19 protein-coding genes are annotated in these 22901 nt (G+C 65.1%); 4 read left to right on the top strand and 15 right to left on the bottom strand.

Annotated features, from left to right (window positions below):
* Positions 1-96: 96 nt before the first annotated feature.
* The 15 genes from IPG63_01655 to IPG63_01725 form a co-directional block, all read right to left on the bottom strand.
* Complete coding sequence (locus IPG63_01655) at positions 97-1470, bottom strand: RHS repeat-associated core domain-containing protein (protein ID MBK6725957.1); 1374 nt, start codon at positions 1468-1470, stop codon at positions 97-99.
* A complete protein-coding gene (locus IPG63_01660; protein ID MBK6725958.1) occupies positions 1471-2151 on the bottom strand; it encodes a hypothetical protein in 681 nt (226 codons plus the stop codon).
* Positions 2148-3392: an RHS repeat-associated core domain-containing protein gene (locus IPG63_01665; protein ID MBK6725959.1), complete on the bottom strand. Its 1245-nt coding sequence runs from the start codon at positions 3390-3392 to the stop codon at positions 2148-2150. Before IPG63_01665 ends, IPG63_01660 begins: the two co-directional genes overlap by 4 nt.
* A gap of 816 nt (positions 3393-4208) precedes the next feature.
* Positions 4209-4901 (bottom strand): RHS repeat-associated core domain-containing protein, encoded by a 693-nt coding sequence (locus IPG63_01670; GenBank protein ID MBK6725960.1) that lies wholly within the window; start codon positions 4899-4901, stop codon positions 4209-4211.
* Positions 4898-5335, bottom strand: coding sequence for a hypothetical protein (locus tag IPG63_01675; GenBank protein ID MBK6725961.1), 438 nt, complete (start codon positions 5333-5335; stop codon positions 4898-4900). Before IPG63_01675 ends, IPG63_01670 begins: the two co-directional genes overlap by 4 nt.
* A 62-nt stretch (positions 5336-5397) precedes the next feature.
* Positions 5398-6306, bottom strand: coding sequence for an RHS repeat-associated core domain-containing protein (locus IPG63_01680; GenBank protein MBK6725962.1), 909 nt, complete (start codon positions 6304-6306; stop codon positions 5398-5400).
* Between the two features lie 9 nt (positions 6307-6315).
* Positions 6316-6576 (bottom strand): hypothetical protein, encoded by a 261-nt coding sequence (locus IPG63_01685; protein ID MBK6725963.1) that lies wholly within the window; start codon positions 6574-6576, stop codon positions 6316-6318.
* Positions 6577-6837: 261 nt separating this feature from the next.
* A complete protein-coding gene (locus IPG63_01690; protein MBK6725964.1) occupies positions 6838-8172 on the bottom strand; it encodes an RHS repeat-associated core domain-containing protein in 1335 nt (444 codons plus the stop codon).
* A gap of 363 nt (positions 8173-8535) precedes the next feature.
* Positions 8536-11793, bottom strand: a complete 3258-nt coding sequence (locus IPG63_01695; GenBank protein ID MBK6725965.1) for an RHS repeat protein — start codon at positions 11791-11793, stop codon at positions 8536-8538.
* 89 nt (positions 11794-11882) lie between these two features.
* Positions 11883-13208, bottom strand: a complete 1326-nt coding sequence (locus tag IPG63_01700) for an RHS repeat protein (GenBank protein ID MBK6725966.1) — start codon at positions 13206-13208, stop codon at positions 11883-11885.
* Between the two features lie 75 nt (positions 13209-13283).
* A complete protein-coding gene (locus IPG63_01705; GenBank protein ID MBK6725967.1) occupies positions 13284-15812 on the bottom strand; it encodes a protein kinase in 2529 nt (842 codons plus the stop codon).
* A gap of 86 nt (positions 15813-15898) precedes the next feature.
* Positions 15899-17074 carry an ABC transporter permease gene (locus IPG63_01710; GenBank protein MBK6725968.1) on the bottom strand — a complete coding sequence of 392 codons (1176 nt, stop codon included), beginning with the start codon at positions 17072-17074 and terminating at the stop codon, positions 15899-15901.
* A 7-nt stretch (positions 17075-17081) separates the two neighbouring features.
* A complete protein-coding gene (locus tag IPG63_01715; GenBank protein ID MBK6725969.1) occupies positions 17082-18233 on the bottom strand; it encodes an ABC transporter permease in 1152 nt (383 codons plus the stop codon).
* A 148-nt stretch (positions 18234-18381) separates the two neighbouring features.
* Positions 18382-19068: an ABC transporter ATP-binding protein gene (locus IPG63_01720; GenBank protein ID MBK6725970.1), complete on the bottom strand. Its 687-nt coding sequence runs from the start codon at positions 19066-19068 to the stop codon at positions 18382-18384.
* Positions 19069-19071: 3 nt separating this feature from the next.
* Positions 19072-20283, bottom strand: a complete 1212-nt coding sequence (locus IPG63_01725; GenBank protein MBK6725971.1) for an efflux RND transporter periplasmic adaptor subunit — start codon at positions 20281-20283, stop codon at positions 19072-19074.
* On the opposite strand from IPG63_01725, the gene IPG63_01730 reads away from it, so the two are divergent.
* From IPG63_01730 to IPG63_01745, 4 genes are read left to right on the top strand one after another with little or no spacing between them, the layout of a single operon-like run.
* Positions 20282-20608, top strand: coding sequence for a hypothetical protein (locus tag IPG63_01730; GenBank protein MBK6725972.1), 327 nt, complete (start codon positions 20282-20284; stop codon positions 20606-20608). The two genes, IPG63_01725 and IPG63_01730, sit on opposite strands and share 2 nt — an antisense overlap.
* Before the next feature lie 2 nt (positions 20609-20610).
* The gene (locus tag IPG63_01735) at positions 20611-21300 is read left to right on the top strand and encodes a fumarylacetoacetate hydrolase family protein (protein ID MBK6725973.1); all 690 of its coding nucleotides are present in this window, start codon (positions 20611-20613) and stop codon (positions 21298-21300) included.
* A gap of 21 nt (positions 21301-21321) precedes the next feature.
* On the top strand, positions 21322-21723 hold the full coding sequence (mscL, locus tag IPG63_01740; protein MBK6725974.1) for a large-conductance mechanosensitive channel protein MscL: 402 nt from the start codon (positions 21322-21324) through the stop codon (positions 21721-21723).
* Positions 21724-21730: 7 nt separating this feature from the next.
* Positions 21731-22852 (top strand): hypothetical protein, encoded by a 1122-nt coding sequence (locus tag IPG63_01745; protein MBK6725975.1) that lies wholly within the window; start codon positions 21731-21733, stop codon positions 22850-22852.
* Positions 22853-22901 lie beyond the last annotated feature (49 nt).

The following is a 22901-nucleotide window of genomic DNA, read 5'->3' on the forward strand; positions in this document are numbered from 1 at the left end:
ATGAACAGGAAAATCAGAACTACCGCAACAAGCTCAAGAATTACGAGCATCAGGTTCTTTTTTTGGCGTTCGTCCAAGTTCGGCATCTGTGTTCTCTCAATCACAGGAATTCGCACACTTCTTCTTGCAACCCTCGTACACAAGCGCTCTGCAGATCAACCAAGCCTCTATCGCCTCAGATGTGTCACCAGCAACTGACGCAACGGGTCCGCAGGCCAGCCCAACCCAGAAGTTGCATTTTCTCTCGCAGGTAAATTCCGGAAATGGCAGAGGGTGACAGTTTCCAAAAGGAGCGACGGTGCCAAAGCACGGTGTAATCGACCAGCGCGATGGTTTCCGAGGCGTCGGATCTGGCTTCCACGGGTTCGGCAAACAACCCCACACATCGTGACTGTACGTCCCTCGGCGACATGGCCGCAGTCCGTCAGCATCAGCGAAATCGAGCGGCTGGGACGTGACATACGAGTACGTCGCAATCCCGCCCTCCAACCCCACCGGATCACTCTCCACATACCGCCCCGTTGCCGGGTCGTAGTCGCGGAAGTAGTTGTAGTGGAGGTTGGACTCGGCGTCGAGGTATTGGCCGGGGAAGCGGAGGTTGAGGGGGAAGGGTTGGCCGTCGGCGTCGGGGTCGTCGTTGGCGGCGTGGGTGCCGAAGGCGGGGCCTTGCAGGTCCCAGGCCCAGACGGCGCGATCCAGTTCTGCGGCGATGGCGCGGCGCGGCGTGCCGAGGTGATCGGGTTCGAGCGGGTACGGGCCGCCCTTCTTCAGCACCGCCACCGGCAGCGCGTCGAGCCAGGCGTATTCCTGCAGCACGTTGCCGTCGGCGTCGTACTCACCGAGCAATTGGCCGCCTTCGCCGTACACGAACAGCGTCTCCGTGCCCGCCTTCGGCAACTGCTTGCGCACGCGCTCACCGCGCGCGTTGTGTGCGTAGGTGGCGACGTCGCGGCCGCCGACGCGATAGGCGGCCATGCGGTTGCGGTCGTCGTAGGCGTATTCGGGGCTGGAGCGATTGAAGCTGTTCAGCACGCGCAGATTGCCGGCTTCGTCGAAGGTGCGCGCGGTGCGGCCGATGTTCGTGAGTCGATGCGAGTCCGGCGGATAGGCATAGACCGTGGTGGCGCCGGCGACGGTCTCGGCGGTGCGGTTGCCGGTGGCGTCATAGGCGTGTGCCAGCGACAAGGCTGGCGCGGATTCGCTGGTCAGCCGGTACAGATCGTCATAGCCATAACCACTCACCGGCGCCCCACCCGCCCCCGCGATCGCACTGATGTTGCCGACCACGTCCGTCGTGAAGTCGGCCTGCAAACCTTCGGCAAGCGAGGACTCGATGCGGTGGCGGGCGTGGAGGGTCATGGGCTGAGTGTCGCTTCCTTGGCTTGGTTGTGCGAGTACCGCGATGTTGTCCGCATTGGCGAGCGAGGGAATGGTTTCCAACCCCATTTCCCGAATCCAGTTCCGGAACATCTACTCGCAATCGGCACCCTTGCGCTCCACGGGTTGATGCGTTGATACATCAACCTCGTTGCCTGCTTCGTCAGGAAATCTCTCGCTGATTACAACGGTGGTCGAGTCGAATCCGATGATCCGGCCGCCGTGCTTTGTCACGAAATCACCCTCGCGAACTTCGATTTCTCGACCGAATCGCTTGTAGAAAAGCCGTCCAGCCTTGTGATCTCCTCCGCACTCTACGCGAAATATCGAATGCAATGCATCAGAGTTAAATTCAATACTCGCTGCAAGATCGACGATTTTCTTTTGGAATTCCAGGGGCGCGGCCACAATGAGCCCAACACTTTGATCGGGATCCGATATGAAGAGGCAATAGTCGCCGACCACACAATGTTCGCCTATGTCAACGGCGAATTGAGAAGAGCCAATAGGTCTCCTGATAACGGACATCCACACGCGCGCAGATTCTCCAAGTACAAAACTCTCGCCATCGTCGCTCTTGTGAAACACACGAACCATTTCCGGAGTCGCGCAAAAACGCACGATGTAGTTCTCAATCTGCTGCAGTGAGGAGTTATCGTGACAAGTCATCTTGTCAAACGTGTAGGGGCTACGCTGTGACGCCAATCCACCCGCCTGCAGCATGCAGGTAACTGGCACCACAAGTAATGCGACTGCCCTACTCTTGAGCTTCATTGCCCCGCCACGCAGCTGTATGGGCCTATTACAGCGACTGGACACGGGCCATCGTTTGGCTTTCGTTTCCCCTGACGAGGAACCCCCATCCCACCCTCGTGAACCCAGCCACACGAATGAGCAAGCTCATGAATGATTGTCTCAGCCATGTGATCGGTTTCGACGCTCGTGCAAACGCTAATAGAATTTCCGCACGGATTCCGAGTCTTGCTGCATTTGAATTCGCCGTATTCACTGCAGCCAGGATCGCAGACAAGCTTAGTTTTTGGACTTCTGCACCGATACTTGATGCAATAGCGTAGCGCCGCGTCAGTGATGCCATTAATTAATGTATTGCAGGCGTTTTGTGCAGCGGCAGCCACGTCATCGCTTGAATACCTCGTTGGCGCACATCCGTCACACGGTTCTACCTTGAGCAAACCAAAGGCATCAGTAAAGGAGATGGGGCGTGAACTCACATAAGCATATGTTGTGATGTCCCCCCTCAACCCCACCGGATCACTCTCCACATACCGCCCCGTCGCCGGGTCGTAGTCGCGGAAGTAGTTGTAGTGGAGGCCGGACTCGGTGTCGAGGTATTGGCCGGGGAAGCGCAGGTTCAGGGCGAAGGCTTGGCCGTCGGCGTCGGGGTCGTCGTTGGCGGCGTGGGTGCCGAAGGCGGGGCCTTGCAGGTCCCAGGCCCAGACGGCGCGATCCAGTTCGGGGGCGATGGCGCGGCGCGGGGTGCCGAGGTGATCGGGTTCGATCGGGTGCAGTCCGGCCTTCTTCAGCACCGCCACCGGCAGCGCGTCGAGCCAGGCGTATTCCTGCAGCAGGTTGCCGTCGGCGTCGTATTCGCCGAGCAGTTGGCCGCCTTCGGCGTACACGAACAGCGTCTCCGTGCCCGCCTTCGGCAACTGCTTGCGCACGCGCTCACCGCGCGCGTTGTGTGCGTAGGTGGCGACGTCGCGGCCGCCGACGCGATAGGCGGCCATGCGGTTGCGGTCGTCGTAGGCGTATTCGGGGCTGGAGCGATTGAAGCTGTTCAGCACGCGCAGATTGCCGGCTTCGTCGAAGGTGCGCGCGGTGCGGCCGATGTTCGTGAGTCGATGCGAGTCCGGCGGATAGGCATACACCGTGGTGGCGCCGGCGACGGTCTCGGCGGTGCGGTTGCCGGTGGCGTCGTAGGCGTGCGCCAGCGACAAGCCCGGTGCGGTTTCGCTGGTCAGGCGGTACAGATCGTCATAGCCATAACCATTCACCGGCACCCCACCCGCCCCGCGATCGCGCTGATGTTGCCGACCACGTCCGTCGTGAAGTCCGCCTGCAGACCTTCGGCGAGGGAGGACTCGATGCGGTGGCGGGCGTGGAGGGTCATGGGGTTTCGTGTCGCTGCCTTGGCTTGCTTGTGCGAGTACCGCGATGGTCGGCATTGACGAGCTTTGGAGTGGCTTCTGAGCCAATTTCCGAGCCGTTTTTTAGCTTACTAGATCCCTACGACCTTTTTCCTCCAAAACCAGACAATGAAATACCACTGCAACGAGCAACACAGCAGGTAACACAAGCACCATACGAATGTCCACAATTCCAGCGACACCCGGAGTGGCAACGTATATAGATTTACATCAGTAGATGCGCTGATCGCGTAGATGATCCCGCCCAAAACAAACGAAGTCGGTGCGGCCAACCACAACAGCACGTGCTGGATCACCACGCTTGCCTCCTCTGATCTAAAGAGCAGCGCGAATGCTAAAGCGAGGCAGATGGAAGCCGGTACCGAAACGCGCAACCATCGTCCAGCGTTCATTTTTTTCTCTTTCTGCTTGCGCACTGCAATCCGCAGTCTACCCATTCGTCTTCCACCCACTCTTGGCAATCAGTGCCTTGCGGACCAATTGCGTAGCGTGGACGTGGACCCTTAATTTTTCTCAAGATGCACTCCTCAAAACAGCGATCACCATCTCCCTTCTTGAAAAGAGTGCAATCGCGTGGCGAAAATTTGTCTTCGCTATCCGCGCCCGGATTACCAAACATATTTCCATCGTTGACCGTAGAGTCAGATGTCTGTCCTCCGCACCCTATTGAACCATCAATTTTCGTTGCGCACATGGAATGGTGATTGAGGCCAATCCGGGAAGTCCCTTGAGTGGCCGACCGCAACGCCAAGCATCCAGTCCGTAGAAATCAAGCAACACGACTGGATTCTGGAGCGCGTAACCAAACGTACTCATCCCTGCCCGGAGTCCAATCGGATCACTCTCCACATACCGCCCCGTTGCCGGGTCGTAGTCGCGGAAGTAGTTGTAGTGGAGGCCGGACTCGGTGTCGAGGTATTGGCCGGGGAAGCGCAGGTTCAGGGGGAAGGGTTGGCCGTCGGCGTCGGGGTCGTCGTTGGCGGGGTGGGTGCCGAAGGCGGGGCCTTGCAGGTCCCAGGCCCAGACGGCGCGATCCAGTTCTGCGGCGATGGCGCGGCGCGGCGTGCCGAGGTGATCGGGTTCGATCGGGTACGGGCCGCCCTTCTTCAGCACCGCCACCGGCAGCGCGTCGAGCCAGGCGTATTCCTGCAGCACGCCGCCGTCGGCGTCGTATTCACCGAGCAGTTGGCCGCCTTCGGCGTACACGAACAGCGTCGCGCTGCCTGCCTTCGGCGCCAACTTGTGCACGCGCTCACCGCGCGCGTTGTGCGCGTAGGTGGCGACGTCGCGGCTGCCGCACGCATGGGCGGCGCGGCGCGATTGCTCATTGTGGCGATGGCGGGCGGGGTGGGTCATGGGGTGGTTTGCGGTGCGGCTAGTGCACCTTCGCTGCGAAGAGCTGCGCTCAGCAGGCTCTGCATCGACGCATCTCCGCGCTCAACGGAAAGCGCGCGCGCGCTTTCAAGCGCATCCCTTCCCAGACAATCCCGCGTTTCCCCGAGCAGGAGCACGGCGGCTCCGAGCCGGTCCGACGCGACGGCATGATGAAGCGCTTCCCGACAGACCTGCGCCGAGAACTGCACTCCCGACGCCAGCAGGCTCGCAAGCGCCGCGTCCGCGCGCTGCTCGGCGTGCGGCACGTCGCCGGCCCGCAGCGCCAGCACCAGCCACTCGCCAGACGCCCACGTCACGATGTGCTTTCCGTTGACCACCGCGCCGGCACGCTCGGGCGGAAACGCATCCAGCCGCCCAACCCCGACCGCGACAATCTCGTCCAGCGCGCGCGGCAAGGGCTCGACTTCAGCGCTACATGACGAGCCCCCAGCCAACCCACAGGACAGTAGTAGCCTCTTCAGTCGCTGCTGCATTTGCAGTGCCTCCGTCCCCAATCCCGAAGCTCTGATGAACTTGAACCGCGCGGATCGAATGACTCGGGGTCCATTGGCGAATAGACATACCAGTTGTTGAAGGTACTGAAATGCTCTTGGACCGGCACTCCAATGCACAAAAACACCTGCCCCTCGCCTTGCTTCGTCCACCAAGTCGCCACGTGACTCGCAGTCACAACAGAGCGATTGCCCGCCCGATCAACGCAGTCGTATTGGCATGTGATCGTCACTTGCTTCGCGCCCGGTGGCCACCATTGCCTCGGCACTTCAAGAGGATCCTCCGCATATCTCTTGGTCTGTGTTCTTGCCTTGCAAGCGCACAGCCCCAGCGGGTCCGAATACCTAATCGGCGCATTACCCACATAGCCAAACATACTCACCCCACCCCTCAACCCCACCGGATCACTCTCCACATACCGCCCCGTCGCCGGGTCGTAGTCGCGGAAGTAGTTGTAGTGGAGGCCGGACTCGGCGTCCAGGTATTGGCCGGGGAAGCGCAGGTTCAGGGGGAAGGGTTGGCCGTCGGCGTCGGGGTCGTCGTTGGCGGGGTGGGTGCCGAAGGCGGGGCCTTGCAGGTCCCAGGCCCAGACGGCGCGATCCAGTTCTGCGGCGATGGCGCGGCGCGGGGTGCCGAGGTGATCGGGTTCGATCGGGTACGGGCCGCCCTTCTTCAGCACCGCCACCGGCAGCGCGTCGAGCCAGGCGTATTCCTGCAGCACGTTGCCGTCGCCGTCGTACTCACCGAGCAGTTGGCCGCCTTCGGCGTACACGAACAGCGTCGCGCTGCCTGCCTTCGGCGCCGACTTGTGCACGCGCTCACCGCGCGCGTTGTGCGCGTAGGTGGCGACGTCGCGGCCGCCGACGCGGTCCATCTGGCTTCATCAGTCGTCCCCTCCGTCACAGTGGTCCACAGCATGGCTTTCGCCAACTTCTAAGTTCGAGTCCTCGCATCCTTGGTTGAACGTGTACTTCACCGCAATGTTCTCTGTTCCGACAGTTTGCGCAGAAACCGCCGCGAGGGTTCTCTTCCGGAACACGAGCGCCAAGACCGCGCAGGCGAATGTGAGAATCACGATCACCGCAGAAATTTCGGAATCACTCATGGCGACATCTCTCTTCTCCGAGGAGGAACTGAGCAGCACGAAGCCTCCTGCGGAGCTGGATCGTGCTGATCCCGAAGTAGACCGCCAAGTAGGTAGTCAAGAAGATCACAGCCCTCAGCGCGAAGGGTGCGGTACTCCAATGCAACCAAAGGGCGCCTCCCGCCAGCACGAGACAGGCGATCACCACCGCCACGATCGGCCAACTTGTCTCGCGCAGTGTACGCCTTGCGCCATCCTGCAACCGGATCGCCTCCAACCTCTCGGTCCACTCGTGCGTCGACATGCGGCCCCTTGGCTCGTTCATTGGCAACACCTATTGCGATTCTGCCTCTCGCAGCCCTCATACGCATCTCTGCACCACTCCTGCACAACGGCCTGACCGCCCGTTGCAGCACCGAGTAGCTGACCTGTAGCAGAGGCTGCTCCCTTGACGGGCCCACCGGCTAGGGCGAGCGGCGCGCCTGCGAAACAGCCAACGCTAATTTCAATCAACCTCCCTCCCAAACCACTAGTCTTGAGGCAATCATCCAGAATCTTCTGGCAGTTTAGGCAAGCGCCGGTGCTGCTACAAACTGGCCCCGGCGGCGGCATAGGTGGATCGGGTGATGGCTCTGGCGTGGACTTGCAGTCATAACGCACTCGATAGGCCTTGCCAAAAGAGTCGCGCTCCAAACGCGTCTTGCACTCGACCTTGAGACCGTTCCGATCGAAATGGAGAAACGGATCACCTTCAACATACCCAAACGTACTCACGCCACCCTCCAACCCCACCGGATCACTCTCCACATACCGCCCCGTTGCCGGGTCGTAGTCGCGGAAGTAGTTGTAGTGGAGGCCGGACTCGGTGTCGAGGTATTGGCCGGGGAAGCGGAGGTTGAGGGGGAAGGGTTGGCCGTCGGCGTCGGGGTCGTCGTTGGCGGCGTGGGTGCCGAAGGCGGGGCCTTGCAGGTCCCAGGCCCAGACGGCGCGATCCAGTTCCGCGGCGATGGCGCGGCGCGGGGTGCCGAGGTGATCGGGTTCGATCGGGTGCAGTCCGGCCTTCTTCAGCACCGCCACCGGCAGCGCGTCGAGCCAGGCGTATTCCTGCAGCAGGTTGCCGTCGGCGTCGTATTCGCCGAGCAGTTGGCCGCCTTCGGCGTACACGAACAGCGTCTCCGTGCCCGCCTTCGGCAACTGCTTGCGCACGCGCTCACCGCGCGCGTTGTGTGCGTAGGTGGCGACGTCGCGGCCGCCGACGCGATAGGCGGCCATGCGGTTGCGGTCGTCGTAGGCGTATTCGGGGCTGGAGCGATTGAAGCTGTTCAGCACGCGCAGATTGCCGGCTTCGTCGAAGGTGCGCGCGGTGCGACCGATGCTCGTGAGTCGATGCGAGTCCGGCGGATAGGCATACACCGTGGTGGCGCCGGCGACGGTTTCTGCGGTGCGGTTGCCGGTGGCGTCGTAGGCATGCGCCAGCGACAAGCCCGGCGCGGATTCGCTGGTCAGGCGGTACAGATCGTCATAGCCATAACCACTCACCGGCACCCCGCCCGCCCCAGCGATCGCGCTGATGTTGCCGACCACGTCCGTCGTGAAGTCGGCCTGCAAACCTTCGGCGAGCGAGGACTCGATGCGGTGGCGGGCGTGAAAGGTCATGGTTTAGGCGTCGCTTCCTTGGCTTGCTTGTGCCAGTGCGTCCATCATCGTTGGCGAGATTGGAAATGGTCTCTGACCTCTTTTCCGCACGCCCCGTTGCTGGCCCCCGCATCCATCGAGAATGCAGCACGGTTAAGTAAGACAACTGCGGGGATCGCGAATCCGGCGCCGAATACACCAAACAAGAAAAGCCGCCACGAAATAACGGCGGCGAACCGCGTGCACTCCGAGTCGATTGCGCACCCGGCCTCCGAAAACGCGGTTCGAAAGACAAGCATGCTGCCCATCGGAACAACAAGGAAAAGCAAGGAATACAACGCGATCAGGGACCGTCTGGCGCGAATACTTGTCATGAGCGAACGCCTATTTTCCTAGCAGACAACTTTGGTGTTCCAAGGTGCAGTGCATGTACTTCTCAGCCAAGCCTGCGTCAGCGGCAACTTCGGATGGTGATAGCCCATCAGTGCAACTTAGGAAATCGCTCTCGCAGCAGACCATCGCGGCCTTGTCGCAAGCAGGGCCGATCACAAAACTCTCGCAGATTTTCCGCTTAAACCAAACCGTGACATCCCAGTCATCTTGCTCCCACGTGTTGCAGCAAGGCTTGAGCCGGCCTTCATAGGGGCACTTAGCTGGGTCGGCGCCACAGGGGCTCAACCCACTGGAGTCAAATTTGCGAATCGGCGTCCCGTCGACGTATCCGAACGTAGATAGGCTCGCCAGCAACCCCACCGGATCACTCTCCACATACCGCCCCGTCACCGGGTCGTAGTCGCGGAAGTAGTTGTAGTGGAGGCCGGACTCGGCGTCTAGGTATTGGCCGGGGAAGCGGAGGTTCAGGGGGAAGGATTCGCCGTCGGCGTCGGGGTCGTCGTTGGCGGGGTGGGTGCCGAAGGCGGGGCCTTGCAGGTCCCAGGCCCAGACGGCGCGGTCGAGTTCTGGGGCGATGGCGCGGCGTGGGGTGCCGAGGTGATCGGGTTCGATCGGGTGCAGTCCGGCCTTCTTCAGCACCGCCACCGGCAGCGCGTCGAGCCAGGCGTATTCCTGCAGCAGATTGCCGTCGGCGTCGTACTCGCCGAGCAGTTGGCCGCCTTCGGCGTACACGAACAGCGTCGCGCTGCCTGCCTTCGGCGCCGACTTGTGCACGCGCTCACCGCGCGCGTTGTGCGCGTAGGTGGCGACGTCGCGGCCGCCGACGCGATAGGCAGCCATGCGGTTGCGGTCGTCGTAGGTGTATTCGGGGCTGGAGCGATTGAAGCTGTTCAGCACGCGCAGATTGCCGGCCTCGTCGAAGGTGCGCGCGGTGCGGCCGATGTTCGTCAGTCGATGCGAGTCCGGCGGATAGGCATACACCGTGGTGGCGCCGGCGACGGTCTCGGCGGTGCGGTTGCCGGTGGCGTCGTAGGCGTGCGCCAGCGACAAGCCCGGCGCGGTTTCGCTGGTCAGGCGGTACAGATCGTCATAGCCATAACCACTCACCGACGCCCCGCCCGCCCCCGCGATCGCGCTGATGTTGCCGACCACGTCCGTCGTGAAGTCCGCCTGCAAACCTTCGGCGAGGGAGGATTCGATGCGGTCGATCCAGTAGTTCTGGTCGTAGCTGCGGGTTTGCTGCAGGGAGGTGATACCGCCGGGGACGCCGCGCGCATGCACCGCGTCCGGGTTGTTCCAGGTGATGCCGGCGACCGGCCCGAACGGCAGGTAGTTCACCGCCGACACCAGCTCCTTCTCGTCGTTCCCGAGCAGCGACACGAACATGCGCTGCACGCGACCTTCGGCGTCGCGTTCGAAGCGCAGCGTGGTGCCGCTCGGGTAGATGATCGACTGCAGCCGCCCGGCCGCGTTCCAGGCATAGCGCACGGTGAGCGTCACGCCTGCCGTTTCCTGGGTCTTGCGGGTGAGGTTGCCGCGCGGCTCGTAGCAGAACTCGGTGCTGCCGGTGGCGTCGGTGAAGCGCGACAAGCGCCCGACCGCCGCCTGCTCGCTCGCGTCGCAGGAAGCCGGCGCCAGGTCGTAGTCGAAGCCGAGGTTGAGCGCGCTGTCCGGGAAGCTGACCGTGCGCAGGCGATTGAGCGCGTCGTAGCCGTAGAGCGAGCTCACGCCGCGCGCGTCGGTCTGGCTGATGCGATTGCCGGCGGCATCGTGGGCGTAGGTGGTGGTGCCGGTGTCGGGGCTCTGCAGCTGCGTCAGGTTATCGAGGCCGTCATAGGTGTACTGAGTGACCAGCCCCTTGGGGTCGGTGACGCTGCGCAGGTTGTCGCGCGCGTCGTACGCGAACTGGCTGTCGGCGCCGATGCCGCCAACATCGCCGATGCTGCGGATCAGGCGGTTGAGCGCGTCGTAGTCGTTGTCGGTGGCGACATCGAGCGCGTCGGTGACGAGCTGGCTGTTGCCATTGGCGTCGTACTCGAAGCGCGTCTTCTTGACCGCGGGATCGTCCAGGTTCGGCATCGCCGCGAACGGCGCGTTGACCTGCGCACGCATGCGGCTCAGCGCATCGTACTGACGCGCGAGCAGGCGCTTGACGTTGCCCGAGGGGTCCTTGGTCTCTTCCTTGAGGCGGTTGCCGGCGGCATCGAGGGTGTAGTCGATGCGGTCGCCGGCGACATCGCTGACCGCCTCCAGGCGATGCGCGGCGTCGTAGTGGTAGCGCAGGAAGCTGCCATCGGGCTGCGTCACTTTCTTGATCGAACCGTAGGGCTCGTACTCGAACACGGTGATGGCATCGTCGCCTTCGCCGCCGGCGTCGGGCCCGCGCACGATGCGCCGCTGCAACCAGCCGCGCGGCGTGTATTCGAGGTCGGTCACCAGGCCATTGCCATCGCGCAGCGACAACACGCGCCCGGCGCCGTCGTAACGCAGCACTTCGCTGACGTGGCCGAGCGCATTGGTCGTCTTCCACAAATCCCCACGGCGATACGCGCAGGTGGTCGGCGCGCTGACACAGGCCGCGTCATCGGCGGCACGGTAGGCGTAGCTGGTCAGGTCGGAGACGTCGGTGCGGGGGCCGTCGGCCCAGCGCACCAGCCCTTCGCGCGCACAAGCGCTGGTGCCGAAGTCGGCATCGCCGGCATCGCAGTAATCGCTCAGCGACTGCCGCACCCCAACCGGCGCCGGATTCGCCGAACCGCAGGCATACGCCATCGCCCCGGCATTACCCGGCTCGACCTGACAACGCGCCGTCTGCTGGCCACGCGCGTTGTACGCAAAGCGCACCACTTGCTCCAGCACATTCGCGGCGTTGTAGGTGCGCCGCTCCACCGGCACGCGGAAGTCCGCATGCCAATCCGTCTGCACCTTGCGCCGCGACTGCAGGCAGTTGGGCAGGGCCGGCGGACAAGTCGCATTCGCCACCTCGATGCGCTGCGTCTCCAGACCACGGGTGTTGAAGTCGTGGTCGGTGAGGATGCCGAGGAAGTTGGTGTCGATGTCGTTGAAACCGAGGCTGTCATACCCATGGGATTTCGATCGCAAAACCGAGCAGCCGGCGCATTCCCGTTCGGTCACCAGGGTCAGACGCAGGGCCCCCGCCACCGGCGAAAACTCTCGCCGCTCCAGCAGTCCGGTCGGGCGGACGATGTCGACGGCGTTGCCGTTGACCGTGAAAGCGAAAGCGTCCACACCATCCGCATGCTCGGTACGGATCGCGCGCCCCTGGCTGTCGTAGCGAAACGTCGAGTAACGCGCGGACGATGCGTCGACGATGCCGGTCAGGAAATAGCCGCGCCCGAATCCCGTGTAGGCGCTGTTCGCGGCTTCGTTGTAGAGATAGGTGTCGCCCCACCCGATGCGTAAGTAAGGTGCGTCAGGCGCGCGTAGGCAGCGTCGTATTCGTAGGTGATGGCACTGCCGTTGGGAAGGTCGACGGAAGCCACGCGAGGATAGAAACCGGCCACGACCGTCCAGTGGAAGACCAGTCGACGGCCATCCCGCGCCTGCACCTCGGACAGACGCCCCTGCGCGTCGTACGCCAGCACGAAGGACTCGCCATCGCGCGTTTCGATGCGCAGGAGTTTGCCATCGGCGCGGTAAGACTCGATGCGATCCTGCGCATCGCGCAGCGCCCATGCAACCTGGTCACCGGTCGCACCGGGGAACTCGGTCAAGGTCGAAGCTTCCCCCGACCATGCGCGCCACAGCCCGGCCTGCGGAGTGAACTGGATTTGCTCACCTTCGGGGCGAATCGCCCGGACCATATCGACTGCGTCGAACTTGAGATGCCCTTCCCAATTGCTCGACCACTTGGGGCCGAAGGCGACTGGCGCGTCTGCGGCAGCAACTGCGCGCGAGGCGCTGTTGTAGCGGCGAATCAGCGAAAGCCCGCCGGCGCCGGTGAAGTCGGCCACGGTTTCGAGCTTGCTTTGTTCCATCGGCATTACCGGATTGCCCGCCGGACAGCTGTTTTGGCAGGAGGTTCGGGCGCGCTCGCAGTGCACATCGTTGCCGTCATAGAGCGCAAACCACCCCTCGGGGCAGGAGTAACCGCGCGTCGCAGTCAAAGTTGTCCCAAATATAGCGTGCATGTTCGGGTCTGACAGGAGCCTGTAGTCGAGCAGCCATGGCCTGCTCGACCCAGTCCGAAATGCTGGAATGCCACCTGACAACACTTCGGTTCCATCAGGATTCGGGTAAGCGACACCACTTCCAGGCACGATTCCACCGGTGCAAGACTCAGTGGCAGAGACTTTGAAGTCCGCGTAGGACTGAGCGTCGAGAAAGCCCGTCGGGTTTGTAGACTCCACACACATCGGGGGAGGCGAGATCACTGGCGCGCAACCGGCAGAGTTTGACCAGCACCATGGCTTCTGGTCCTTCGACCGACACTCAGCGCCAGCGCTGCAGACCCAGGCTTGCGTTGCTTGGCCTGCCGTGAGCAGCCCGATCATCAAGGCCGCGTTGATCCAATTCACCCGAAGGAAAACGAGCTGCACGACGCTCGACACACCGGCCAATCGTGATGCGATTGCGGGCTTCGCCCGCTCAACGGATGCCGCCGAAAGATGGCTGAAGCCGGAAGTACGTTGCGATGCGCTCACTTTCTGTCACCTGAGATGAAAAACTCCGCGGAGTTTACATGGTGTGACAGAGGTGTGAAGAAGCCTCGATTCCCCCTACAATAAATTCGCCAGTTCCGCGGTGATGGGCGAGTTGGGGGCGAGTTCGCGGGCTTTTTGGGCGGAGCGTTTGGCTTTGTCGATTTCGCCGGCGGCGTGTTGGCGTTTGGCCTGGTCGACGAGGGCGCGGAGGAGGCGGGTGCGCATGGGTTCGATGTCGGGGTCGCGGCCGGTGAGTTCGTGGACCACGTCGAAGTTTTCGTAGGCGGCGTTGAGGCGGCCGCCGGTCATCGCCTGGTCGAACAGTTCCTTGGCGCGTGCGGGCAGCGCGGCCAGGCCGGCGCGGGCTTCGGCGTTGTTGGGGTCGATGCGCAGTGCGTTGTTGTACGCGTCGACCGCGTTCGCGCCGGGCTCGCCGAACAGATCACCGTTGCGGGCGTAGTCGCGGGCACGCGACAGCAACTCGGCGAGGCGTTGCTGGCCGGCGGCATCGACGGTGCGCGGGTTGAGCTGGATGTCGCGTTTTTCGCGGGCCTCGCGCAATGCGACTTTCGCCGTACGCAGGCGGCCGGAGTCGGGGCCGAGCGATTCGGCGCGGCGGATCAGCTTGTCGGCGGCGTCGAGGTCCTTTTCGGTGAGCTTCTCGGTCGCCTGCGACAGCAGCAGGTTGCCGATACGGCTCAGGCCCTGCTTGGCCGGCACGTTGACCGGATCGCGTGCGAGCACCGACTGGTACAGGCTCAGCGCGTTCGGTTCGGTCGGCGGTGCAATCGCGCCGTTTGCGAACAGGCGCGCCGCGGCTTCGAGGTCGTTGCTGAGCGAGTCGAGCGCGTCGCCCTGCGCTTCCGACAGCCGCGCCTTGAGGTCGGCGAGCTGGGCGAAGTTCGGACTGATCATCGTGATCTGCTGGATCGTCAGCGCCGCTGCCGCGTTGTTGCCGGCCTTGATCTCGGCATCGGCGCGGCTGCCGAGCACATCGAGGATCTTGGCGATGCCATTGGTGGCGATCGCATTCGCCGCATCGACGCCCGACACCTGCTGGTACAGCTCGTAGGCGCTGTCGGGCGTGCCGATGTAGTTGCCGGCTGCAAACGCGGCGTCGGCCTTCGGGAGCAGCTCGTCAAGGCGCGTCTTCGCCGCTTCGGCCTCCTGCAGGCGAGCGCGCAGCTCGGCGATCGCAGGCCCGCCCTGCAGCAATTCTTCGGCCTCGTTGGCGAAGCCCTTGGCGATCTCGAGGTTGCCGCCGGCGCGCGCCTCGTCGGCGCGGTTGATCAGCACCGTGCCGATGCGTTTCATGCCGTCGCGCGCCTGGCTGTTGTCGGGGTCGATCTGCAGCACCGCCTGGTACAGATCGCGGGCATTGCCTTCGCCCTCGGTGAGGCGGTTTTCGACCACGGCCGCATCGGCGCGGTGCAGCAGCGCGGCGACATCGGACTCGGGCAGCAGCGCGGCCAACTGCTTGCGGAAAACGTAGCCAGCGCCGGCCAGCGCCACCAGCACCACCGCCGCCACCAGCAACCACGGTCCGCGTCGGCGTTGCACCGCCGCGACGTGCGCCGCGGCGCGTTGCGATGCGCCCGGCACCGACGGCGTGACGCGCGTGCGCCCGGCATCACCCTGGGCCACGGTGGGCATGTCGCGCAGGTCACCCATCGACGGTTCCGAACGCCCGCGCACCGGCTCGTTGTCGGGCGGCGGCGTCGGCAGGCGCTGGGTGCGCGAGGCTTCGGCGAACACGCGCCGACGATAGGCCTCGTCGGGCGTGGCCAGGTGCGGATACTGGCCTTCGGCGATATCGAGCTCGATCTCGCGAATGGCATCGGCGACGTCGGTACCGGTCTGGTAACGCTCCTCCGGGGTCTTCGCCATCATCCGTTCCAGGATCGCCTGGATCGGCTGCAGATTGAGCGCCAGCTTCGGCACCGGTTCGGTGATGTGCATGATGCCGACCGCGAGCGGATCGTCGGCCACGAACGGCACCCGCCCCATCAGCATCTCGAACAGCACGCAGCCGAGTGAATAAAGATCGGCGCGCCCGTCGAGCGGGCGCCCGCGCGCCTGTTCCGGGCTCATGTAGTGCGGCGTGCCGATGACCGCGCCGGTGCGCGTCATGCGCGTCGCCGAGTCATTGGCGCGGGCGATGCCGAAGTCGGTCAGCGCCGAGGAGCCGTCCTCGCGCATCAGGATGTTGTCGGGCTTGACGTCGCGGTGCACGAAGCCCTTGCTGTGCGCATAGGCGAGCGCAGTCGCGATCTCGCGCACCACGCGCAGCACGAAGGTCACTTCGACCGGCTTGCCGTCGTCGCGATGCGCCGAGCCACCGGAAACGTACTCCATCGCGATGTAGTGGATGTCGCCGTACTTGCCGACATCGTGCACGCCGACGACGTGGCGATGGTGCAGCTTGGCGGCGATGCGCGCCTCGCGCAGGAAGCGTTCGCCGAAGTTCGGGTCGACCATCAGCGCCGGCGACATGATTTTCAGCGCGACTTCGCGATCCACCGATTCCTGGAGCGCCAGATACACGGTGGCCATGCCGCCGCGGCCGAGCTGCTTGATGATTTGGTATCCGGGGATCTCGATCACGGCGCCGACGTCAGGTCACGGTTCGCCCCTGAACGGAGCGTTTCGACCCGAGCATAACATGCGCTAACGCGCTTCCCGCCTGCATTTCAGCGTGCGCGCAGGGCCTCGGTGACGGGGATGCGGGCGGCATGCAGGGCCGGCGCCAGGCCGCCGATGAAGCCGATGCCGAGCGCCCAGAACAGCCCCTGGCGCAGCAGGTCCGGAGTCACCGCAAAGTCGAAGGCGATCTGCGAGAAACCGCCGCCCAGCGTCGACACCGAGTAGCCGTTGAACAGCAGCCAGGCGATGCCGCTGCCGAGCAAGCCTCCGGCAAAGGCCAGCAACAGCGCCTCGGCCAGCACCGACGCCACCACCGCCACGCGCCCGAAGCCGAGCGCACGCAGGGTGCCGATCTCGGCGGTGCGCGCCGACACCGCCGAGTACATGGTGTTGATCGCGCCGAACAGCGCGCCGAGCGCCATGACGATGCCGACCAGGGTGGTAACGATGCCGATCTGCGTGGTCAGGCCAGACGACTGCGAACGGAAGTACTCACCCTCGCGCTGCACATCGACGTTGAGCTGCGGGTCGCTGGTCAAACGCTCCTTGAGTGCGTCGAAGGAGTCGGCATTGGCCAGGCGCAGCAGCACGCTGGACACGCCACTGCGGCGGAACACGCCCTGCACCGTTTCCAGATCGGCCCAGAGTTCGGAGTCGTGCGCGTCGCCGCTTTCGAACACGCCGACCACCAGCCAGTCGGTGCCGCGAAAGCGCAGCCTCGATCCCGGATCCAGGTTCGCGAACTGCCCGCGCGCGCCGCTGCCGACGACGATCTCGCGCAGCCCCGGCCGGAACATGCGGCCCTCGACCAGGCGCAGTTCCGGGCGCAGCAGCAGGCCGGCAGGCTCGACCCCGCGCAGCGAGACGTTGGCGCCGGTGCTCTGGCCCGGGCGCATCACCTCGGTGACGACCACGATCTCGCCCGAGGCTGCGGGCAGCGACGAGGGCAGCCGCGCCACCGCCGGGTCCTGGCGCACCAGCGTGCTCGAGGCGCGGTCCATGAAGCTCGACAGCTCCACCGTCGAGCCGCCGCGCAGCACCACCACGCGGTCCGGCGCGCCGGTGTCTTCGAGCGTGCGCGACAGCCCGCGCGCCATCGACAGCATCGCCACCAGCACCGCGACCACGCCGGCGATGCCGATCACGATCACCAGCGAAGCGCCGAGCCGCGACGGGATGCTGCGCAGATTGAGCAGCACGATCTCGCGGGTTTGCGTGAGCATGCCCATGTCAGCGCCCGGCCAGTGCGTCGACGATCTTGAGCTGCATCGCCCGCCACGCCGGCGGCAACCCGACCACGGCCGCGAGCAGCAGCGCGGCCACGGCCGCGATCACCAGCACGCGCGCGTCGATGCGCGCCGGGTACTTGGGCGGCAGCAGCGCCGTCACCGTATAGGCGAGCCCGATGCCGAGCGCGGCCCCGGTCAGGCACAGCGCCAGCGACTCGGCCAGCACCAGCCCAAGCACACTGCGGTCGGTGAAACCGAGGCACTTGAGCACGCCGAACTCGGGCACGCGCTCGCGCACCGACTGGTTCATGATGAAGCCGGTGAGGATCAGGATCGAGAAGAACGCGGCGCCGAGAATGGCGTTGATGATGAAGGCGATGTCGCCGATCTGGCGCAGGAAGCCGACCTGGAACTCCTGCTCGCTCTGGGTCTTGGTTTCGTCCGGCGAGTTGGCGAACTGGGCGTCGATCATGGCCGCGACCTTGCCGACTTCGTTCGGATCGCGCAGGCGCACCACGAATACGCCGGCGAGGCCGGCGGCACCGGCAACGCGCGACTCGTCGAAGTAGGCGAAGTTCAGGTACATGATGCTGGTGCGCTTCTGCCACTGCTCGTCGCGGCCGTCGAAGATGCCGACCAGCTTCCATTCCCAGGCATTGCTGCCGTCGCGTTTCTGCCAGAGGAGGGAATTGAGCGGAATCGTGTCGCCAACCTTCCAGCCGTACTCTTCGGCGAGCAGGCGCCCGGCGATGGCACCGTTGCGGGTAGCCGCAAATGCGCGCTTGGCCTCGGCATCGAGCTTCCACTCCGGGTAGGTCTCGTACAGGCGCGGCGGATCGACGGCGAACTGTGGAAAAAAATTTCGCGGGTCCTGGTAGACGCCGCCGAAGAACTGCGAATAGCCGACGCGCTTCACCCCCGGCACCGCTTCGATGCGCGGCAGCAGGCGCAGCGGCAGCGGCTGGGTGAAGCTGGTGCGCGCCTGCGTGATCAACCGATCGACGCCAAGGAACTCGGCGCCGCCCTCGACCAGCGAGTTGATCGCCTGCCCGAGCCCGAGCAACAAAAACGCCGCCATCAGCGACAACAACGCCAGCAGCGTGCGCCACTTCTTGCGCAACAAGGCACCGAGGATGAGGGGGAGGTACTTCATGGCAGAGCCAACCCCCTCCCAACCTCCCCCTTGCTGCGCAAAGGGGAGGAGACAAGAAGCGCATCAATCAACCCGCGAATCTTTGCCCCCTCCCTTTGCGTAGCAAGGGGAGGGTTGGGGTGGGGTGCTCTTGGCAGCCATCCGCCCATCAATGCACCGCCTCGTCCACCAGCGTGCCCTTGTCCAGGTGCACCGTGCGGCGGGCGTAGTCGGCGGCTTTAGGATCGTGCGTGACCATGACGATGGTCTTGCCGTGGTCGCGGTTCAGCGACTGCAGCAGGCGCAGGATCTCGTCGGCGGTCTTGCGGTCGAGATCGCCGGTGGGTTCATCGCAGATGAGAATGCGCGGATCGGAGACCAGCGCGCGCGCGATCGCGACGCGCTGCTGCTGGCCGCCGGACAATTCGTTCGGCTTGTGCGCGGCGCGATCGGACAGGCCGACCAGTTCCAGCGCCACGCGTGCGCGGCGGGCACGCTCGGCGGCGCTCATGTCGGCGAGCAGCAGCGGCAACTCGACATTGCGCTGCGCGCTCAGCACCGGCATCAGGTTGTAGCTCTGGAAGATGAAGCCGACGGTATCAGCGCGCCAGGCCGCGAGCGCGGCGCCGGTGAGCACGTCGATGCGCTGGCTGTCGATGCGCAGCGAGCCATCGGTGAGCGTGTCGAGCCCGCCGATCAGGTTCAGCAGCGTGGTCTTGCCCGAGCCCGAGGGCCCCATCAGCGCGACGAAGTCGCCGTCGGGAATGTCGAGGTCGATGCCATGCAGCACCTCGATGCGCTGCTTGCCGCGCTCGTAGACCTTGGTCAGGCCGCGGATTTCGATCAGGGCCGGCATCGCTCAGGCTTTCTTCACGGTCACGCGTGCGCCATCGCGCAATTGCTCCGGCGGCCCGAGCACGACCTGCTCGCCACCCTTGAGGCCACTGGTCAGCAGCTGGTCGGCGTCGCGCTTCTCGCCGAGTGCCACCGCCACGCGCCGCACCTTGCCCTCGGCGGTCACCACGAACACCGCGGCGTCCTTGCCCTGGCCGGACAGCGCGCGACTCGGCACCCACACGCCTTCGCGCTTGGGCGCACCCGGCTTGCGTTCTTCGAGGAAGCTCACGCGCACGCCCATGTCCGGCACGATGCGCGCGTCCTTGCTGGCGAGCGCGATGCGCACCTTTACCGTGGCCTTGGTGCGATCGGCCGCGGGAATGATCGCGATCACCGAAGCCGGGATGTTCCAGTCGGGATAGGCATTGAGCACGGCATTGACCGGCTGCTGCGCGGTGACGCGATTGATGTAGGCCTCGTTGACATCGACCTGCACCTCCAGCGAATCCATGTCGACGATGGTGCCGATGCCGCTGCGGGTGAAGCCGCCGCCGGCCGCGATCGGCGAGATCATTTCGCCCGGCTGCGCCGCCTTGACCGTGACCACGCCGGTGAACGGCGCACGCACGACCATGTTGGCGAGCTGGTTGCGCGTCGCTTCGAGCTGGCGTTCGGCCACCGGGATCTGCGCTTGGGCGCTGCCCAAGCGCGCACGCAAGGCATCGACCTGGGTGCCGGCGGCATCGAGCAGCGCCTGCGAGGTCAGCTTGCGCGCGGCGAGGTCGCGCTGGCGCGCGAGTTCGCGCTCGGCGTCGGCGAGCGTGGCGCGGATCTCGCCGAGCGCCGCCTTGGCCGCACCCAGCCGGGCCAGCGCCAGGCCTTCGTCGGTCTTCGCCTCGGTATCGTCGAGATAGGCGACGATCTGGTCGGCCTCCACCTTCTGGCCTTCCTCGATCAGCAGCTCGCGCACCTTGCCGGTGACCTTGGCCGATACCGTCGCCTGGCGGCGCGCGGTGATGTATCCGGAAGCATCCAGCACCGAGGCATTCTCGTCGCTGGCGGCGGCGCGCGCGGTCGCGATCTCGACTGGCAACGGGCGGCCACCGGACAGCGCCACGAAGGCACCAACCGCGACCGCGATGAACCCGGCGACCCACGGCCAACGGCGTCGCGCCGGCGCAACCGGCTTGCGGTCGATGCGCAACTGCGCAATCAGTGCTTCCTGCTGATCCATGAACGACTCCACGCGGGCAAACCCCGATGATACCCGCCAGCTTGGCCGCTTCGCCTGCATGCGCGAAGTGACGAAGGTCATCCCGCCCGGTTGTAACATTCGCCCCGATTCCCAGCGAGACCCACCCATGCGCCAGCCCGCTCCGCAGCGACGATTCATCGCCTATGGCCTGCTCGCCGGCAGTGCGCTCCTGATGTTGATGGCCGTGGCGGTGTGGCAGGCGTTGGCGGACGCGCCGACATTCCTGCCCTGGCTGCTGGTCGCGGTCGGACTGGCCGAAGGCGGCGTAGGCGCGATGCTGCTGATCAAGCACACGGAGCATTGAGCATGAGTGAACTGGCATTCCCGGCACCGACCCCGCCAACCGTCGCGATCCACGGCAGCGCGCTGCGCTTCCCGGTGCATCGCATCTACTGCATCGGTCGCAACTACGAGGAGCACGCGCGCGAGATGAACGCGACGGTGGCGCTCGACGCACCGGTGTTCTTCCTCAAGCCGGGTGATGCCGTGGTCGTTGATGGCGCCGATGTGCCCTATCCGTCGGCGACCGCTGACCTGCACCACGAAGTCGAACTGGTCGTCGCGCTGCAATCCGGCGGGCGCGATCTCGACGAGCAGGCGGCGCGCGAAGCGATCTACGGCTATGCCGTCGGCCTCGATCTCACCCGCCGCGATCTGCAGGCCAAGGCCAAGGCCAAGGGCCTGCCTTGGGACACCGCCAAGGGCTTCGATGCCTCGGCGCCGATCGGCGCGATCACGCCCGCGGCGCAATGCGGGCATCCGGCCGCGGGCGAGCTGCACCTGGCGATCAATGGCGAGACCCGCCAGCGTGCCGACATCGCCAGCATGGTGTTGCCGGTGGCTGCGATCCTGGCGTCGCTGTCACGCCTGTTCGAGCTGCGCGCCGGTGACCTGGTGTTCACCGGCACGCCGGCCGGTGTCGCCGCACTGCAGCGCGGCGACGCCTTCGTCGCCACCTTCCCAGGCCTCGCGGATCTGCGCGGCCGCATCGTCTGAGTCCACCACGGAGAAACCCTCATGGGCATGATTTCGGAGTTCAAGGCCTTCGCGATGCGCGGCAATGTCGTGGACATGGCCGTCGGCGTCGTCATCGGCGCCGCGTTCGGCAAGATCGTCAGCGCCATGGTCGACAAGATGATCATGCCGATCGTCGGCTATCTCACCTCGGGGCAGAACTTCGCGGAACTGGCGTGGAAGGTCGGCGCCCAGGCCGATGGCACGCCCGCAGTCAGCATCGGCTATGGCGCCTTCCTGCAGGCCACGCTCGACTTCGTCATTGTCGCCTTCGTGCTGTTCCTGGTGATCAAGGCGGTGAATCGCATGCAGCGCGCCGAAGCTGCAGCACCCGCAGCACCCCCGCCGCCGAGCGAGCAGGAGAAACTGCTGGCCGAAATCCGCGACCTGCTCAAGTCGCGCTGAGGCCGCCATGCGCCTGCGCCCGATCCTGCCGATATTGCTTGCCCTCGCCGCTTCCGGCGTCCACGCTGCCTCGTGGTCGCTCAGCGACGCGCGCACCGCGATCTCGTTCAACCGGTCCTTGCTGCGCGATCTGGGCGTTCAGGTGCGCGATATCGAGCGCGGCGACCTGCGCTTCGCGCCGCACGAACACGCGCTTGGCTACGACGCGCGCCTGGTGTTCGGCGCGCGCAACGACAAACGCCTGGCGGTGGACATGCAGGGCCACGTGCTCGAACACCTGCTCGGCCCGGGCCTGCACCATCGCGGCGGCTTCGAGCTGGCGTGGAAAGGCGGCGCGCTGTCGCTGCAGCAGTTCGTGCTGGCGCCGGCGTTCGCGCCGCGCAGCTTCGAGTTGCGCACGCGCGATGGCGAGGTCACATTCACCGCCGACTTCGCGCATTTCGAGGTCGATCGCGATGCCGGCAAGCTGCAGCTGTTCAACCTCGATCTGCGCATCGCCCCGGCATTGGCGCAGCGTCTGCAGCAACCGCAGCTCGCCGGCGTCGCCATCGGCACGCTGGAGCTCGAAGCACGCGTGCAGGCGCCGGAGGCCGAAGCCAAGCTCGGCACCCCGCCCGGCTGTTCCAACTGGTCCGGCGACAAGGACGTGGCGCTCACCGCCATCGGCTCGGTCGGCCAGTGGGAGCGCCAGGGCGGTTTCGTCGCGGTCAGTCCATCGGCCACGCTGCGCAATGTCGGCAGCGGCAACGTGCCCTGGTACGGCAAGTTCACCGGGCCGTTCCCGCCCTACAACAACGACCAGCATCCGTTCCTGGTCTGGGCGATCTTCCGCAGCGCCAATGGCGTGTTCGAGCAGATCGGCACCTCGGACGTGAAGCATGCGTTCCTGACCATCAACAGCGGCTGCGATGCCGGCGCCTGCACCGACTCGCACATCCTCGGCCTCGGCTGCTCGGATGTGTATGGCGAAGGCACCAACAACTCGACCGGTAGCCTGTCGTTCCGCCCCGAAGTCACCGCCGGCCTCGGTCTGTGGAACCACACCGGCTCGCACTTCGACCAGAACGGCGACGGCGTGCAGGACCACAGCGGCAGCGACCCGTTCCCGATCCACCGCGCCACCGTGTAGGAGACCGACCTGCAGACTCCAGGCGCCGAGTACTTCCTGGAGGCGTGGT

Source organism: Lysobacterales bacterium (assembly GCA_016703225.1).
Taxonomy (GTDB): domain Bacteria; phylum Pseudomonadota; class Gammaproteobacteria; order Xanthomonadales; family Ahniellaceae; genus JADKHK01.